This is a genomic window from Flavobacterium sp. LHD-80 (assembly GCF_030929605.1).
Lineage (GTDB): Bacteria > Bacteroidota > Bacteroidia > Flavobacteriales > Flavobacteriaceae > Flavobacterium.
Genome location: NZ_JAVFVS010000013.1, coordinates 1 through 15,864 on the forward strand (window position 1 = coordinate 1; position 15,864 = coordinate 15,864).

Annotated in this window: 21 protein-coding genes and 1 pseudogene; 8 read left to right on the forward strand and 14 right to left on the reverse strand. The window is 45.3% G+C overall.

What is annotated here, in order from left to right; all coding sequences use genetic code 11:
* Positions 1–90: 90 nt before the first annotated feature.
* The 8 genes and pseudogenes from RB619_RS18885 to RB619_RS18920 form a co-directional block, all read left to right on the forward strand.
* Positions 91–240: pseudogene (locus tag RB619_RS18885) on the forward strand (alpha/beta hydrolase); the annotation flags it as partial.
* Between the two features lie 120 nt (positions 241–360).
* Entirely contained in the window at positions 361–735 is a 375-nt protein-coding gene (locus RB619_RS18890; protein ID WP_308100425.1) for a hypothetical protein, read from the forward strand.
* A complete protein-coding gene (locus RB619_RS18895) occupies positions 719–1,402 on the forward strand; it encodes a PRTRC system protein E (RefSeq protein WP_308100427.1) in 684 nt (227 codons plus the stop codon). The genes RB619_RS18890 and RB619_RS18895 overlap by 17 nt, the downstream gene beginning before the upstream one ends.
* A gap of 24 nt (positions 1,403–1,426) precedes the next feature.
* Positions 1,427–1,645 (forward strand): PRTRC system protein C, encoded by a 219-nt coding sequence (locus RB619_RS18900; protein WP_308100429.1) that lies wholly within the window; start codon positions 1,427–1,429, stop codon positions 1,643–1,645.
* A gap of 16 nt (positions 1,646–1,661) precedes the next feature.
* Positions 1,662–2,204: a hypothetical protein gene (locus RB619_RS18905; protein ID WP_308100431.1), complete on the forward strand. Its 543-nt coding sequence runs from the start codon at positions 1,662–1,664 to the stop codon at positions 2,202–2,204.
* Positions 2,205–2,285: 81 nt separating this feature from the next.
* Positions 2,286–2,843 (forward strand): hypothetical protein, encoded by a 558-nt coding sequence (locus RB619_RS18910; protein WP_308100433.1) that lies wholly within the window; start codon positions 2,286–2,288, stop codon positions 2,841–2,843.
* Positions 2,827–3,555, forward strand: coding sequence for a PRTRC system protein B (locus tag RB619_RS18915; protein WP_308071063.1), 729 nt, complete (start codon positions 2,827–2,829; stop codon positions 3,553–3,555). The genes RB619_RS18910 and RB619_RS18915 overlap by 17 nt, the downstream gene beginning before the upstream one ends.
* Entirely contained in the window at positions 3,552–4,355 is an 804-nt protein-coding gene (locus RB619_RS18920) for a PRTRC system ThiF family protein (RefSeq protein ID WP_308100435.1), read from the forward strand. Before RB619_RS18915 ends, RB619_RS18920 begins: the two co-directional genes overlap by 4 nt.
* Before the next feature lie 235 nt (positions 4,356–4,590).
* Here RB619_RS18920 and RB619_RS18925 read toward each other — a convergent pair whose 3' ends face one another.
* The 14 genes from RB619_RS18925 to RB619_RS18990 all read right to left on the reverse strand — a co-directional run bounded on the left by RB619_RS18925 (position 4,591) and on the right by RB619_RS18990 (position 15,860).
* Positions 4,591–5,142 carry a hypothetical protein gene (locus RB619_RS18925; RefSeq protein ID WP_308100437.1) on the reverse strand — a complete coding sequence of 184 codons (552 nt, stop codon included), beginning with the start codon at positions 5,140–5,142 and terminating at the stop codon, positions 4,591–4,593.
* 194 nt (positions 5,143–5,336) lie between these two features.
* Entirely contained in the window at positions 5,337–6,227 is an 891-nt protein-coding gene (traN, locus tag RB619_RS18930) for a conjugative transposon protein TraN (protein WP_308100439.1), read from the reverse strand.
* 18 nt (positions 6,228–6,245) lie between these two features.
* Positions 6,246–7,544, reverse strand: coding sequence for a conjugative transposon protein TraM (gene traM, locus RB619_RS18935; RefSeq protein WP_308100441.1), 1,299 nt, complete (start codon positions 7,542–7,544; stop codon positions 6,246–6,248).
* 50 nt (positions 7,545–7,594) lie between these two features.
* The gene (locus RB619_RS18940) at positions 7,595–7,816 is read right to left on the reverse strand and encodes a nitrogen regulatory IIA protein (protein WP_308100443.1); all 222 of its coding nucleotides are present in this window, start codon (positions 7,814–7,816) and stop codon (positions 7,595–7,597) included.
* 12 nt (positions 7,817–7,828) lie between these two features.
* Positions 7,829–8,254, reverse strand: coding sequence for a hypothetical protein (locus RB619_RS18945; RefSeq protein WP_308100445.1), 426 nt, complete (start codon positions 8,252–8,254; stop codon positions 7,829–7,831).
* A 10-nt stretch (positions 8,255–8,264) separates the two neighbouring features.
* Positions 8,265–8,888 (reverse strand): conjugative transposon protein TraK, encoded by a 624-nt coding sequence (traK, locus tag RB619_RS18950; RefSeq protein WP_308100448.1) that lies wholly within the window; start codon positions 8,886–8,888, stop codon positions 8,265–8,267.
* Positions 8,889–8,908: 20 nt separating this feature from the next.
* Complete coding sequence (gene traJ / locus RB619_RS18955) at positions 8,909–9,904, reverse strand: conjugative transposon protein TraJ (protein WP_308100449.1); 996 nt, start codon at positions 9,902–9,904, stop codon at positions 8,909–8,911.
* A gap of 3 nt (positions 9,905–9,907) precedes the next feature.
* Complete coding sequence (locus tag RB619_RS18960; protein ID WP_308100451.1) at positions 9,908–10,540, reverse strand: DUF4141 domain-containing protein; 633 nt, start codon at positions 10,538–10,540, stop codon at positions 9,908–9,910.
* 25 nt (positions 10,541–10,565) lie between these two features.
* The gene (locus RB619_RS18965) at positions 10,566–13,070 is read right to left on the reverse strand and encodes a TraG family conjugative transposon ATPase (protein WP_308100453.1); all 2,505 of its coding nucleotides are present in this window, start codon (positions 13,068–13,070) and stop codon (positions 10,566–10,568) included.
* Entirely contained in the window at positions 13,067–13,399 is a 333-nt protein-coding gene (locus RB619_RS18970; RefSeq protein ID WP_308070932.1) for a DUF4133 domain-containing protein, read from the reverse strand. Before RB619_RS18970 ends, RB619_RS18965 begins: the two co-directional genes overlap by 4 nt.
* An 11-nt stretch (positions 13,400–13,410) precedes the next feature.
* Positions 13,411–13,716: a DUF4134 domain-containing protein gene (locus RB619_RS18975; protein WP_308070930.1), complete on the reverse strand. Its 306-nt coding sequence runs from the start codon at positions 13,714–13,716 to the stop codon at positions 13,411–13,413.
* Positions 13,717–13,927: 211 nt separating this feature from the next.
* Positions 13,928–14,776: a hypothetical protein gene (locus RB619_RS18980; protein ID WP_308070928.1), complete on the reverse strand. Its 849-nt coding sequence runs from the start codon at positions 14,774–14,776 to the stop codon at positions 13,928–13,930.
* 35 nt (positions 14,777–14,811) lie between these two features.
* The gene (locus RB619_RS18985; protein ID WP_308100455.1) at positions 14,812–15,441 is read right to left on the reverse strand and encodes a conjugal transfer protein TraD; all 630 of its coding nucleotides are present in this window, start codon (positions 15,439–15,441) and stop codon (positions 14,812–14,814) included.
* A gap of 2 nt (positions 15,442–15,443) precedes the next feature.
* Positions 15,444–15,860 carry a DUF3408 domain-containing protein gene (locus RB619_RS18990; protein ID WP_308070926.1) on the reverse strand — a complete coding sequence of 139 codons (417 nt, stop codon included), beginning with the start codon at positions 15,858–15,860 and terminating at the stop codon, positions 15,444–15,446.
* Positions 15,861–15,864: the final 4 nt, after the last annotated feature.

Here is a 15,864-nt window from a genome sequence, read left to right on the forward strand (position 1 = left end):
ATACATGGAGACATGTACGTACGGTTCGGGGGAGAGTTCAGGAAAACCTGTCATAGTGATATGATAAGGCATCAGGTGCTTATCCTACGCTACTTCCAGAATATGAGAAATTACAAAGACAGCGAGGCTAAACTGCAGTCCATCGTAATGGGCGGTACAGCGCAGGGGAAAAGCCAAAAGGCTTTTGAGCTCTGCACGGCTTTTCAGGCAGATGGCGCTGAAATCCTTAACCTTAACTAGAAAGGCAGATAAAGCAAAGGCTGTTGCCCAAACAGCGACAGCCTTATAAATCAAGTTACAGGATGCAGATAGCCAATCGAGAATCTGCGAAATTGAAATGATACAAAATAGTTTGAAAGCATGGCAAAGCAGGACAAAAATGATTTTGAGTTTATACTGTACCTCTATAATGAGTTTGTCAGCAAACACCGCAGTATAGGCAAAGAAGCCCGAGTGTACTGGCATATTTTGGATATGTACATAGAACTGAGGCTTTCAAAAAAAAGCCAGGGAGCCGAAAAAAAGTACGCCCAAAAGCTCATCGCTATAATCAGGGAAGCTGTAGTGGATTGGAATACCCATCTGCTTATCTTAAAAGGAGAGGAAGGGGAAAAGGAATATAAGCAGAATATGGAAAGCTACATCGAACGCCTCTACAAGCTGGGGTATGATGAGAAGAGCATCATGGAGTTAATCATCAAAAAATTAAAATTAAATTATGGAAACGACAACTAATTTTTTCAATCAGATAGCGCAGCTGCAGATTATAGGCGATCTGCACATTACCATTGCCAAAGGGGCAGAGGATAGGCTTATTGTTCTTGTCATGCTTCAAAACGAGGCATGCGCAGATACTGCCAAGCACAGCATACCGCCTTTAAACCTGCGCGGTACTGCCGAGGAACTTGACGAAGGTTTTTTTGAGAATATTACAGCGCCCATTGAATCCGCATCGGGTCTGATGGTGGATATGGAAGGCTATATGAAACAATTGGAAACAGCTAAAAAGCAGTCGGCAATGGAAAAGGAAAAAGCAGAGAGCCAAAAGAAAGAGGCTGAAGCGAAAGACAAAAAATTCAGTGACGCTATGGCAAAAGCCGAAGAGCTTGAAAAAGAAGGCAAATTCCGTGAGGCATGGATAAAAGTGCCCGAAATACATGAGTTTCCGCTGAAGGCGGAGCAGATACGCAAGAGAAAATCGGAATTATCGGCAAAATTTGCACCTGATTTGTTTGATAGTACAGCCCAAACTTCAAAAGCCGAACCGCCCCGAGAGGCACTTTTTCCCGATTATGGCAATGCCGATGCTCAGGAGCAGGAGCATGAAGCCCAAGATGAAGAAACTGAGGTGGAAGAAACGGAGTATTGGGACGAGGACAGTCAAGAAGAACAGGAAACATAAATTATTAATCTAAAAACGCCAATTATGTTACTAGCGACACAATTACAGCGGGTCTTTATACTCAAAGACAAGGGACAGGAAATTCGATTGGCTGACCCCGAACCCAAATGGAGCGCAGAAGCGGTGCTTAATTTTTATGCAGGCACATACCCGATACTGACCACCGCCAAAATATCCGCCCCTGAAATCAGGGACGATGCGGTGGAATATAGATTTGAAAGTGTAATGGGGACGAAAGGTTAACCAAATTTTCTAAGTGATGGATTATGCAAAAGACAATTATATCGGGAAGAGTGCAACTGCCCGAGCGAAAAAGACAAAAAGAGCTTCATACACAGCTCAGCGGGTTTATGGCTTGGATGCAGAGACCCAAAGATGCGGGCGAGGTGCAGAAAGACAAGCCAAGGTCAGTGCCTGCGGGGATGCTTCCGATGGTTTTTTAAAGGTTTCTTTTCTGCCTAAATTACAGGCAAACAAAACAGTACAGGCTTGTGGGGAAACTGAAAGAATGCAGGAGGATTTTTTTGCCTCCCTAGCTGAGCTTTCCGAGCATTACCAAATTGAACCAATGCAGACAGGACAGTTTGAATATCCTTATAAAACGGCGCTCGCTCTATGGGATATAGAGGAAAAATTAAAAAAGAGTGTTTTAAACTGCCCTGAAATCCGCCTGCTGAAGGACGGCAAGAAAACCTATTTTATCAGCGAGGAAAAACACAGTACAGGCACAACGCTTTATTATATCCCAATTCAGCCGTTATATCAAATGCTTCACGACCCGAGGCATAAAAAAAACGCATAGCTTCTTGTGTCAGTCTGCTCTTATCTCTACCATATTGCCGATATTCCATACTTCAGACAGGAAAACAGCTATCTGCATTGGATGTACGAAATGCACAGGGATTGGACAGAGCAGGACGATGAGACGGAAGGATTTCAAAAGGATTTAGGAGAGTTTGATAAAGCGAAATTCATTGGAGACCGCATAGAGCAGAAGATTTTTAACCGCATTAATTTAGCCGTTTTTCAAAAGCGTTTAAATGCCTTTAAAAGCCGTGATGCATTTGACCGCGAGTGTGTGCTTACCGCGCGAAAAGCTTTTGATTTATACAGCGAATATCCAAATGAAAGCATTTTCAGAAACGCGCCCATCAGAGAAGAAGATACCGACGAGAGCGAAAACGAAACTATTGGGATGGAAAAGTACATTTCCTTTATATATGACACTAAAGGATGGCTGTATGAAAGTATTGCCGAGAGCATCAACAGCGAGTTCAACGAGTACGGTGCAATGGACGAGCCGACGATTATAAAGTGCTTTAACGGTGTGGATGCGCCAGCAGTCAGCCTTGATTTTGAGAACCGCTTATTTGCCCTTTTGGACGATATGTGCCAAATATTATACAACTATAAAACCACAGCAGATGAATACGGCAACTGATATAACCCAAAGTTTTGGGACACTCTATTACCCAAAATCCGCCCTTGTATTCTATGAAAGCAAAGGTTTAAGTAAAGAAGTCTATGTAGAGCATTTTGATATGGATAAAAACGGCAGTCCCATCAATGCGCACCCTCTTACAGAGCGTGAAGCGCAGAGGCTTGCCAAGGCACTGCACACCGAAAAAAATAAGGATAGAGCCTTTTTGCAATCCGAGGGAATTCTGCCGACTGCTGTCCTGCATATTAACCCAGGCACGGATAAAGGCGCTGTGCTATGGCATACCAAATCCCAAAGAAGACCGCTTTATTTTATCGAAGGCTTAGGGATTCCAAGCGGGCAGGCTTTTGTGCCTGCAATGGTCTGGCAGGCGGACAAAAACAGCCTTAGGGTATTTGCGCTTTCAAGCGACAGGAGACCCACAGCCAATACACCGCTGTACTGCGCCCCGTTTTTCAATATCTATGAGGACGGCAGGGTGTGCATGGGGTCGGTCAGCATCGATATCAAAAACTCCGCATCGGTGGAGGAATTTACAAGGGCTTGGGAAGACTATTTTTTCAACAGCTACTTCAGCCACCTTATGGGAGAGAACAGCCCTGTAAAGGGCAATTGCGTAGGTCTTTGGAAAGAACTTATCGCAACAAATAGAACCTTTCCGAAAGAAATGCTCAAAAAGAATAACAAAACACTCAAAAATCTACTGCCATGAAAACCGATAAAACCAAAATGCATTTTACAGACCCTTATCTGATAAGTCCAACAAACCCCATCTGTATTAATCTTATCGGGGCAGGCGGTACAGGCTCAAAAGTGCTGACCGCCCTTATGGAAATGAACCACAGCCTCATAGCCCTCGGGCATGCAGGGCTGTGCGTGCGCCTTTGGGATGATGATATTGTGAGCGATGCCAATCTGGGAAGACAGCGTTTTGCGCCCAGCGAGGTCGGACTGCATAAATGCGTTGCCCTTATCAACCGAGCGAACCGTTTTATGGGAACAAACTGGAAAGCCGAAACGGTAAAGTTTGAAAAAGATGCCCTTGGCAGAATTCCTCAAAATACTAAAAGCTCAATTTTCATCTCCTGCACGGACAGCGCAGGGTCCCGCTTTGAAATTGCCGAGATTTTAAAGCGCACCAACAGCAGACAGCACAGGGACGAGCCGAAATACTGGATGGATTTCGGCAACAGCCAGCATACAGGGCAGGTACTGCTCTCCACTATTGGGGAGATTGCACAGCCGTGTTCCGATAAGTTTGAAACCGTTGCAAGCCTGCCTTTTGTAACAGAGGAATTTGCAGAGCTGTTGAAAGAGTCAGAACTCACGGATGATACGCCGAGCTGTTCGCTTGCCGAGGCGCTCGAAAAACAGGATTTGTATATTAATTCTACACTCGCTCAGATGGGATGTTCGCTGTTGTGGAGCCTGTTCCGAGAGGGCATGACCCAAAACAGGGGATTTTTTCTGAACCTGAAAGATTTCCGATCACAGCCCATTGCGGTGGGATAAGCCCCGATCGGGCGGCAAAAAGACACTCCCTTGCACCGGCAGGGAGCGTCTTTTTGCGTTTTAATCGGTAGAGCGCCTCTGCCAAAATGCAGTGCCCGCTATTTTAGAAGACCCGCTGCGTTTTTTTTAAGGGATGTCCGGCATCCCTTATGCTGTTTTTGGCGGGCTTCTTTTCTTTGGGTCTGCGGTCAAAGAAAAGAAGCAAAAGAAGACCGCTTTTTATGCTGGCTTTTACTTATTTCAATTGTTCAATAGGCTGTTTTTTCCAGAGCGCAAATCCTTTGAAAAGGTATTCTATATTTTCAGATTCGATAAAGGCAATGAGCTCTTCTTTGCACTTTGTTTTAAAGCCCCGGAGGCACAGAAAATCTTGAAGCGGAATATCCGCCAGTTCCCCGATGGTGAGTATGTCCAAAGCCTCAAAGATGCCGTTCATCCTCCCGCTGAAATGAAAGCGGCTGTTAAAGAGCAGTTTCTGCCTGTCTTTTTCCATTTTGTCTCTTTTGATTTGGGCAGGGCTCGGATTTAATTCATGCTTTAGCTTCTGCAGCTTTTTATTGTGATGTCCAATTTCTGAAAACAGTTCAGCCGCCGCTTTTGCTTTAATGCAGGCTTTCTCGTATAACTCGCCGACATATTCAGGCGTGACCCCATGAAGTTGGGCCGCTTGCTCTAAGGACATTTTTTCTATCAGGAGTTTCTCAAGCACTCCATACTCTTTTTTAGAGAACAGATGCCGGGACATTAGCAGGTAAAATTTGTTGGTGCGGTCGATAACATTTTGCATAATAATACAATTAAAGTTTTACAGCTTATAGAGATATGTAAATATACTGATTTTTAGATTGTTGTTTGAATTTTTAAAGCATAACGGCAGAAGCTGTAAACAAAACAGCCCGAAGATCATCTTCGGGCTGCCAGGAATGCTAAATGCTGGAGCGGCAATTAGAATCAAAATCCTCTCCAATCCATGCTGAAGTTTTACTGCAGCTGCTGACCGCTTATCAAACCAGCTTTTACAAGATCTGAATTTTTCACACGAAGCGTCTGGTGCCGCCCGCCGTTTTTCTCGAAGATCTCAATGAGCAGTATTTTGTTGTCTTCAAGGGTAAACTGATCCAGAAGAAAGACATTCTGATCCGATGAGTTCCCTTCAATCACGTCCTGGGCTTTATATACAGATAAAGGCTGCAGCTCCCTTTGCTGCAGCGCGGTGCGTCTGGCTGTCTTTTTGTCCACAATCCTGAAATTGACAAAGTCGATGTTAAATGGAACATTGGTGCGGTTCAGCACCTGGGTATGGAAAAAGTATTTCCCCTTGTCGATGTACAAACCTTTTAAGGTAAAGGTTATGCCAAAACTATTATGCCTTAGATGTTTTACAGTGCGCTTGCTGCTATTGTAAATGCACTTCATTATAATTCCGGCGCGCGAGGGGGAAATATTTCCCAACGCTTCAAAAAGGGCATCGTTTGTCCCAGGCTTATTTTTAGTGTTCTGTATTGTTTTCAGGTCATAGCTGACGGTCTGCGGACTGGGGCTGTAATGCACATTAAAGCTGTAAAAACGTCCGTCATCAGTAATGACCGAAAAGTTAGTTTCCGGCTCAAAGTCCTTAATGGCCGCTTTGACGCGCAGTACATTGCGGGCATCCTGAGCCTTTGAAGCCATAAGGTATTCGCTTCCCAGATCAACGTACACAATAGGTGCCGGGAAAATTAAATGCGAAGTTTTATCATAGGTCACTTCCATACTGTAGGGCTCTATTTTTTCCAAAACAGCAGCAGCCGTTTTGTTGTGCTGAGAAAAACAAGGCTGTGCAGCTGTCAAAAGAACAGCACAGGCCAAAAGTATTTTAAATTGATTTTTCATGATTCACTTGATTTAGAATTACTGTTTTTTAGATACCAGCAAAAGCTGATGCCCTGCTTTTAGCGTCACTTTAGAGGTTTTCACTTTTCTGGAGAAGTAACCTGAGATTCCCTGGACCACACCCCGGCTCAGATCCGCTGCCGCCTGCTGCGTGGCAGACTGGGTCAGCATCACACTTGTCCCTGCATTCTGTCCCATATTGGCTGCTATTTCCTTCAGGGCGCTCATCTCGGCAGAGTATGGGATATTAAGGCCCTGCTGGCCGTCCAGATCATAAATGATGATATCCACAGGGATTATGCTGCCCTGGAGTTCTACCGAACTGACCTTTAGCTGCAGGCGTCCTGTCTGAATCTTAGCCGCTGCAGTTAAGATGGTGCCCGGTGGGATAATGCGGTTTTGCAGCTGCGCGGGCTCCAGTAAACGCAGTCTAACCAAACCTTCCAAGACTATGGTTTGCTGATGGTCAACATATGCCTTAATGCTGTTTTTAGGTGCGGTATTAAGCTTTTCGGCATCCGCTGTATAAAATCCGTGATCGGGGTTATAAATGACACTCGGAGAAGGCTCGCACCCAAGTGCTGAGACAATGTTTTTTGATGCCGGCGCCAGAGCTGAGAATTCTTCTTTTTTCGACGCTGGGTCCGAAGCGGCGGCACTGCTGCTCTGGACATCACTTTTGCCTGTTCCCGAGGGAAGATACTTGGCGGCCATCTGATAGGATTTCTCCATAAGGGCCAGCTGGTCGGCCGCGGTTACGCCTGCAGGCACTTCCTTTTCAGCGAGCTTCTTTTTTGTCTCTTCGAGCTGTTTTCGAAGCTGCAGTGTTTCGCTGTTATCATTCTGATAGAAAGACCCCAGCGTATTTTGGGCATTTCGGTAGCTGCTCAGAGCCGGATTCCCTGATTTTTGCGGATTATGGCTTTCTTGCTGCTCTTCATCTGGGACTGCATTTTGATCCTCCTGCCCGCTGTCCTGATTCCAATAATCGGCTAAGGTAGTCAGGGCATTGCGCTTTTGCTGCTCATTCTCTTCGAGCATTTCCTGCTCATAGGCCTTCTGCTTGTCTGCCTGCAGCGCTTCTTCGCTGGGCTGGGGCACCGAATCGTTCAGCCCCGTCTCCTGTTTTTTTTCCTTTTGGAAAGAAGGCTTAAAAATCAGCAGCATGCAGCCTATAAAGACAACACCCATTAAAGCGAAGATGAGCGGCTTTATAAGGCGTCCACTGCCGCTTTTTTTTTCATCATAGCCTAGGAATTCTGTGCTGTGACCGTCTTCTTCTACCAGAATGCCGACCTTTTTTTTATTTTCTTTCATACAAATTTGTTTTTAGGATTGTTGTTCAAGTTTGTTTTATCTGCAGTGTTTCATTTCTTTTTCAGGACAGGATTTTCAATGTGGTTAATCTCCATCGCAGCATTGGATTTTGCTGTGTCGAGGCAGATTTTAATAAGGATCCCAGCTGTAAGAAGCACATAGGCCATAAAAAAGTAAAGGGTGCATTGCTGCTGCCTGCGAAGTTCCAGTGCCCGCCAGCGCTTATCAAGGGACTCAAACCACTTGTCCAGATCTGCTTGTAATTTTCTCATAATCTTATCTTTTTAAAATTTGAAACGCCTTGCTGATTGAATCGTTTTCTGCGCCGCAGCTTCTTTGACAAGCGCTATTGCTTCACTGGCTTTGGGCAAGGATTCAGAAGAAAGGTCCCTTAGTGAGCAGTGCTTCAGCGGAAGTCCGAACTGATCTTTTCTCACGATGTCCATTTTTTGAAGCTCAAAGTTTCCTTTTTCGTGTTTTACCCAGAGCATACATTCAACACTTGGCTTATCATCTCCCGACCACTCCAGATATCCCATCAGAAATAGTTCGGTCTTTAAGGGTTCTGCGCCTTTAGCGCAGGCCTCAAGGTATTCACTGATGCTGTCCTTTAGTTTTCCCGGATAAGCAGCCTGTGTGGTAAAATAGCCATCGTAGCCTTTATCGCAGAGTGCCTTAGTGAATGAGTCTAAATCTAGTAACTGTTTCATAGCTTGTTTTTTAGCGTTCGATGACCTCTAGATTCTTATTCTGTGTTACGGCGAACTTTTCGATATTGAAGCCCTGCGGGTTATTGTCCGAACGTACCGAGTTGACCAAAAAACATGTGGTAACTAGGCTTCGCCTTGTCACATTGCTTGAGCGGATAATGAATTCCCTGGCATAGGTGCGCACCGCATAAGGATAGGTTTCAAAATTGCACACCACGCTGTCTATCTCCACACGCTGCTGCACATTGCCCGATATAATGCGGTTGAAATACCCTTTTTCCGAAAGGTCTTTGTAATAATCAAAAGCACTTTTATCAGCCAGATTAAACGCGCGTTTCATATTGCTTTCAATAGCGTTTTTGTCAGGGGCCAGGGTAAAGAAGAGTTCGTGAAAGCGCCTTACGTGTTCGCGCGCTTCCACAGGGCGGTTAATCGAGGCATCCTGGGCAAGGGCCAGCATGAGTGATTTGCCGTTGTCCAGCACATAAATTTTTTGGCGCTGCTGCTCGGCAAAACGGTAGGACTTCCACAGGGTATACCCTGTGATTCCTGCACAGAGAAGGGCAAATACAAGGGAGAACAGCCTGATCTGCCTGAAACTGTTTTCGATATTTCTGAGTGTTTTGAATTCCATTTTTTTATAGTGTTAAAAGATTACTTGCTCATGAGTCTGCCGCCGATATTGCCTGTTGTTGAACCGGCTGCCGCCCCGGCTAGATTTCCGGATTTCATAGCAGTCTGGTTCACATTACGGGTAAAATTTCCAGCGCCTCCTGCTTGAATAATCCAGCCTGTTACAGTGGGGATTGTAAAATAGCCCACGATGCCTATAATCATAAAGATGATGTAAACGGTATTGGAGGTATCAGGAATAAAAGACGGGTCGGTGAGCATTTCGATATCCCTTTCAATAATCAGCGACTGGATCCTGGCCAGCATCGAGCTGAAAAGGTCCGCAACGGGAAGCCAGAGGTAGACGCTAACATATCTGGTAATCCACTGGGTGAGTGTGGACTCAAAGCCATTCCATACCGATATTGCAAATGCAATAGGGCCCAGGATAGAAAGTACAATGAGAAAGAAAGTCCTGATAGTATCGATAACTAAAGCTGCCGCCTGAAAAAGGATCTCCAGCAGATTTCGGAACCATTCCTTTATTATTTTCTCAATCTGATAGGTCTGCCTGTCCATGTACATGCCCGCCATTGTTCCAATGTCCGAGGGCGACCATCCCAGTTCATCGAGTTTCTTATCAAACTCCACGTCCGATACCATATAAGCGGTTTCCGGGTTTCGGATCATCGCTTCGTGTTCCAGCAGGTCTTTTTTGGCCTGCAGATCGTTCAGGTCCAGCACCTGATGCTCCAGGATACTGTGGGTTCCCTGTACAATGGGGCTGAGTATGGCATTGATGGTGCCCAGCACCATAGTGGGGAAAAACATGATGCAGAGCCCCAGGGCAAATGGTCTCAGGAGCGGATAAACATCAATAGGTTCCGCCCGGCTGAGTGCCTGCCAGACTTTTATTGCCACAAAAAATAGAGCTCCAAGACCGGCCAGCCCCTTGGCCACTGCCGCCATATCGGCGGACAGCGGTAGCATTTCATCATACAGCGAGCGCAGGACTTCATGCAGGTTATTGAATTCCATAGCCTACCAGTATTTTTGGCTGGGTGTTCCATAGAGGTCCAGCACTCTTTTGGTATTGTTCAGCTTCTTTGCCCTTAGAATGCTTACCGAAATATTCTTGTTGGTGTAGTAGCGTACCAGACTGTGGTATTCTTTCACTTCTTTGTACACGCGCTCAATGATATCCATACGCTCTTTATCATTGAGCGACAGGCTTGAAGAGTTTACAATCTGTTTGAGCTCTTTGAGCAGCTCCGTGCTTTCACCCAGAAGCACCGAATATCCGTTGGCAATAGCTGATAGTTCCTGCGCAGAAAAATTCGGGTCATTTAGCATCCTGCCAAAATTCTGAACATACATCTGTGATACATCGCCAACCAACAGTACAGTCTGCTGTACCTTTCTTGCATCTTTGACCAGATTGTTGATGGCCTGCAGTTTGTCATAATATTCCTTGCCCTGCTTGTAGACCTTTTCTACCTCTTTGAAATTTTTCACAACATTGCTTACCGTAGAGGAGGTCTGTATGATTTCATTGGCGCTGTTAAGGATACCTGAAGCCAGATTGGCCGGATCTGTAACTACAAATTGGGCTTTTGCTGAAGGTGTCCCGGCAGTCAGTATTGCCGCGGACACCATAAATAATAATTTTTTCATTTTTGTAAGATTTTAAATTAGTTGACTATTGATTTTCTTTCTCGCGGCGAGAAGCAGCGAGCTGTTTGATGGCGAGCTCTACATTACCGTCAAGCGCCTCTGCAAGCTGCATGACTTCGAGTTTTTCAGTTTCTTCGGTGGTGTAGGCCATATATTCCTCAAGGCTCACTTCTGTGGCATATACCGCAGAGTGCGTGCCGCCCAGTCCGATCCAGACTTCCTTGTAAAGGCGCGAGGGATCATTGTTCATATTAATGGAAAGCACCTGCGCCTTTTCTTTATCGGTAAGACCGAGCATTTTTTGGATCTCATCAAATTTGTTCATGTACTTGCGCTGGTCCAGTAGGATTTTACAGTCCGAATTGTTGATGATGCTTTCCTTGACAATAGGGGACTGGATGATGTCATCGACCTCCTGGGTGACCACAATGGCTTCGCCAAAAAATTTACGAACAGTCTTAAAAAGGTACTTCAGATATTCTGCCATTCCTTCCTTGGCAATGGCTTTCCATGCCTCTTCAATCAGGATGAGCTTGCGGATGCCTTTAAGCCTTCGCATCTTATTGATGAACACTTCCATGATGATGATAGTGACAATGGGAAACAAAATTTTATGTTCCTTGATGGCATCAATTTCAAAGACGATGAAACGTTTGGACAAAAGGTCAAGCTGTTTGTCGGAATTCAGCAGGTAATCATACTCGCCGCCCTTGTAATAGGGCTCCAGCACATTAAGGAAATTGGCAATATCAAAATCTTTTTCTCTGACCTGTTTTTCCTGAAGCTCTTCTCGGTAATCGTCCTGCACATAACGGTAGAAATCATTAAAAGAAGGACAGGCATCACAGCTCTTGACAAAATCGATGTACCCGCTTACAGCGTTGGACAAAGCCACTTCTTCTGAGCGTGTGGGAGGCTCGTCATCTCGTTTCCAGAGTGTGAGAATAAGGGTTTTTATGCTTTCCCTTTTCTCGATATCAAATACGCCGTCATCGGTATAGAAAGGATTAAAGGAAATCGGATTCTCCTCGGTGTAGGTAAAGTAGACCCCGTCTTCGCCTTTGGACTTGGCCCTTATCAGTTCACAAAGCCCCTGGTAGGAATTGCCGGTATCAACCAGCAGCACGTGCGCCCCTTGCTCATAATACTGCCGGACCATGTGGTTGGTGAAAAAAGACTTGCCGCTTCCCGAGGGTCCCAGTATAAACTTGTTGCGGTTGGTAATTATGCCGCGTTTCATGGGCAGATCTGATATGTCCAGATGCACTGGTTTACCGGTCAGCCTGTCAGCCATTTTGATCCCAAAGGGCGAGGGCGAATCATGGTAATTGGTTTCCTGCGTGAAAAAGCATAATGCAGGTGCGATGAAAGTATAAAAGCTTTCCTCACTTGGGAAATCACCTGCGTTACCGGGAATTGCCGCCCAGTAAAGCGTGGCTGCATCAACAGTGTTGTGCCTCGGCCTGCATTCCATCAGCGCCAGGGCGCTGCCACAGTCATTCTTGATCTGTTTCATTTCGGAGGGCTCTTCCGACCATGCCATAACGCTGAAATGCGCCCTGATAGCCGACAGCCCAAAAGAATGTGCCTCATTCAAGTAGCGTTCTGTCCATTCTTTGTTGATCTGGTTGGCGCGGCTGTAGCGGGCCAGTGAGTGCATATTTCTTGCAGATTTTTCAAACCTGCGAAGGCTTTCCTCACTGTTGTCCAAAAACAAATACTGATTGTAAATATGGTTGTAGCCTAGAAGGAGCCCTGCAGGTGCGGCAAAGGACAATCGGCAGTCGCTGCGGTCCGTTGAAAGCTTTTCATACCGGGTATCTGATGACACCGTACCGGGCAGATCATCGGTATCAGACAGCGTGTGAAAGCATAATCTTTTGCTGCCTACGCGCACCTGTTCGCTACCCAGTGCTATATCCTGAAGCGGCGCTCCGGCTTCCCTGGAAAGGGTCAGGTATTGATCCAGTATTCCCTGTTTTTCTTCTGAGCCGATAATATCCTCTTCGCTCAGAGGTTCCAGCTTGATAAATCCGCTGTCACCCATGATGCGCTCGAACTGCGCCACTGCCTCCATAAAACGGTGTATCGTTTCTTTATCCCTGATTTCCTTTGGCAGCAGCGAGCCTTTGCAGAGCGAGGAGAAATTGCTTTGGGCCGCCATGCGCTCTTTGGTAGTCTTGGTCAGAAAAAGATAGCAGTAATGGTTCAGAAACGGGCGCTCGTTGAAATGGCGCTCGTAGGACTTCGCTAAAAAACTCTGGTCCTTGTTTTGTATTTCTGGCTCGTAGCTTTCTTTGATATACCAGTCCTGTTTGTGCACCACCGTGAAATCGGGCAGGGTCTTAATGGCTTTATGCCAGGCAGCATGTATGGCTTCATACTCAGAAGCGCCAGCTGTAAAGAGTTCGGGCAGCTGTACTTTATAACAGGCTGTTATATCTGCATTCTTGGATACTATGCAGTTGTTCTCCACTGCCAGCAGGGGAAACCTGCTCTCTAGTGTGGCGGTCTTTGCTGAATTTCTCATACTCTGTCTTCTTTAGTATTCAACTTTAGCGGGCTCCCTGCAGCCCTTCGGGAGATAAGGTAGCGCGGATGCCTTTTCTTTGCGCCCATTTTCATCAGTCCGTGCTGGCCGTACTTTTTGTTCAGCGCGAAGGTCTGCCACACCAGAAGCGAAGCGCCGCCTGCACCCAAAAACAAACAGATGTAGGAACCGGCGCCAGCCATATAGAGTATCATGACCAGAATAAGGATTCCAAGCAGTCCGCCGGCGAAGATGAACAGGTACTGCGCTTTTAGCCCCTTAAATTCCACTGTTCTTCCAATTCCCTTATTGATGCTGTAAGTGCTCATAACGTTGCAGATTAAAGGAAGAAGGAGCGAAGAATGGTCGCAGCTACGATAAGGAAGATGCAGGCGCCAAACCAGCTTGCTGCGGTTTTGCTGGTATCGGGATCCCCGCTGCTGAATTTGTTGTACACCTTAACCCCTCCGATCAGCCCTACCACAGCTCCAATGGCATAGATGAGCTGCGTGGCGGGATCAAAATAGGAGGTGACCATCTGCGTGGCTTCTGTGATGCCCGCTGTACCGTTTCCCTGCGCCGCGGCGCCCAAACCTGCCAGCATTGTTAGTGCTGCCAGCAGGATTTTTTTTCTTTGTTTTTTCATGATCAATCACTTTAAATTGTTGTCTGTATCCCGCAGGATGCGGGTCTCAGCAGCAAAAGTGTTGTGAAAAACAGCAGTGTATAATGAATTGGAAACCAGCGGTATTACTTGTCTGGCAGTGGCAGTACCAGTAGAGAATCGGACATAAAAAAGCGCCCAAACCATTTGATTTGGGCGTTTGTGTTTCTAATGGAATATGCTTGCGGGCATGCTATAATTTTCGTCCCTTTTTAATTGGTAAAGAATTATCGGGTCCCATTTCATCTGAGGGTTTATTCTGGTCCTGTATTCTTTTTTCCTCCAGATTAAGCTTTATGCTGTTGGGGATATTGGTCGCTTCCCAAGGCAGGGTCTGGGCTTTAAAATGCAGCTTATATTGGTCTTCTTTAATACAGTGGGCGGGTCCAAAGCCATATTTTACATTCCATCCAACCCGGTCCAGCTCCTGAAGATGCGCAAACTTTACTACAATTATGTCTTTGGGCAGTTCTGTAATTTTGAGATGGTCAATTTCCTGGAATTCGTGTGTTTTAGGATTGTAGGGAATGATGTAGGCTCGGGCAAAGCGGTCATAGTACTCGAGGATCTGCTCAAGTGAGATTCCTTTGGATTTAAAATCATCTTTTGGACGCAGTTTTCCGGCGGCTATATCAACAAAAAAAGGATGTCCGGCAATATTTAATATGGGCAGTATTTTTTTATTCCATCTTAAGTCCAGTGGGCTTCCCGGGGTTATAGTCAGCTCAAAATCGGTTTTCCCTTTTATATATTCTACCGTCTGCTTGTACCTTTTGGCCATCCCTTCAGGATCAAGAGCAGTAAGATTGGGAATACTGATGTTTTTTATGTGCCTGTTATTGGTTAAATGAGTATATGATTCAAATGCAGCCAGATTCTTCGTGTTGATGTCATAATGAAAATCATAACCAGAGCCTGTATAAAGCATGTTTGTAATATTCATCCGATTTATAGGATCTGCTTTTTCTATCAATTGCTCATTCAGGCAATCAACGATAAATTCGGTTCCTTCAATGTTCAGTGTAGGGAATATCTTTTCCATGATGGGTGTTTATAAAAAAATGGGGATTTTTATCCTTAGACAAAATCCCCAATATTAAAATCATTCAAATCATCCTTTTGCAAATTAATGAGGCCGGCTCGCTTTTCAGAAGAAAAGCTCTCGTCCAGCAGCGCTGTTATTTTGCGCGAGGCACTGTCAATGGAATTCTCCAGCAGGCTGAATAATTCGGTCCCCTGTATTTTATGAACTAAAGTTATCGCTGTTTGCTTTTTAGAGGGCTCCAGTTTGTTTTTTTGAAGGAGCATCTCTACAGCGCTTAGTTCTTCTAAGGTAACCCCTTGGGCCAGACCGTCATCGCTGATGGAGATTCCATAACTGTTCCATTCCTGCTGCTCTTGTTTCAAATCAGCTGCATTTTTGAAAACATCATCCAGCTCTTCAGACAGATGCTGCATCTGGGGATCTTCGTTGATTTCAATATCAAAATTAGCTCTTTGCGCTTTCCCATTTTTATCGGGGCTCTCAGCAGTACGCTTTGGCATCAAAAGGCTTCTTAAAGGTTTAGACTTCCCCATAATATCGGGCAGTTTGGGACGTTTTTTTTGCTGCGCTGATTTTTTCTTTTGACTTTTAGCTGTCGGGATTTTATCGCGCAGGAGCAGGACAATAATAACGAGCAGGCAGATAACAATCAGATTTTCCATAATTATAAAATAGGTTTGTATTTATCGTTGAAACTTGTGGTAATCTGCTCTCTGAATTCCTGAAAATGATAGTCAAGAAGATTGTCCAGATAGGCGTAAATAGTTATTTTATCTTCGCCGATTACCTGTACGATCCGCGTGAGTTTCTCATGAAAATCCGGCCGGATATATACCGTCTTTCCATTACGCGCATTGGTTGCGGGTCTTTTGAAAAACACGCTTTCATAATCCTTTTCGTTTACTTTTTTAACCTTGTGACGTTCCTTCACTGCAGGCTTTTCAGGTAAAGCTTCAATAGGATCTTCAGGTTCTTCTTTGGGAAGCCGCAGCCCTTCTTTTTTCACACCGTCCACCATCAGACTCATCATCAGCTCCTCGTTGATTTCAGGAATTGGCTTTTTCTTATTGTATTTTTCCATAATC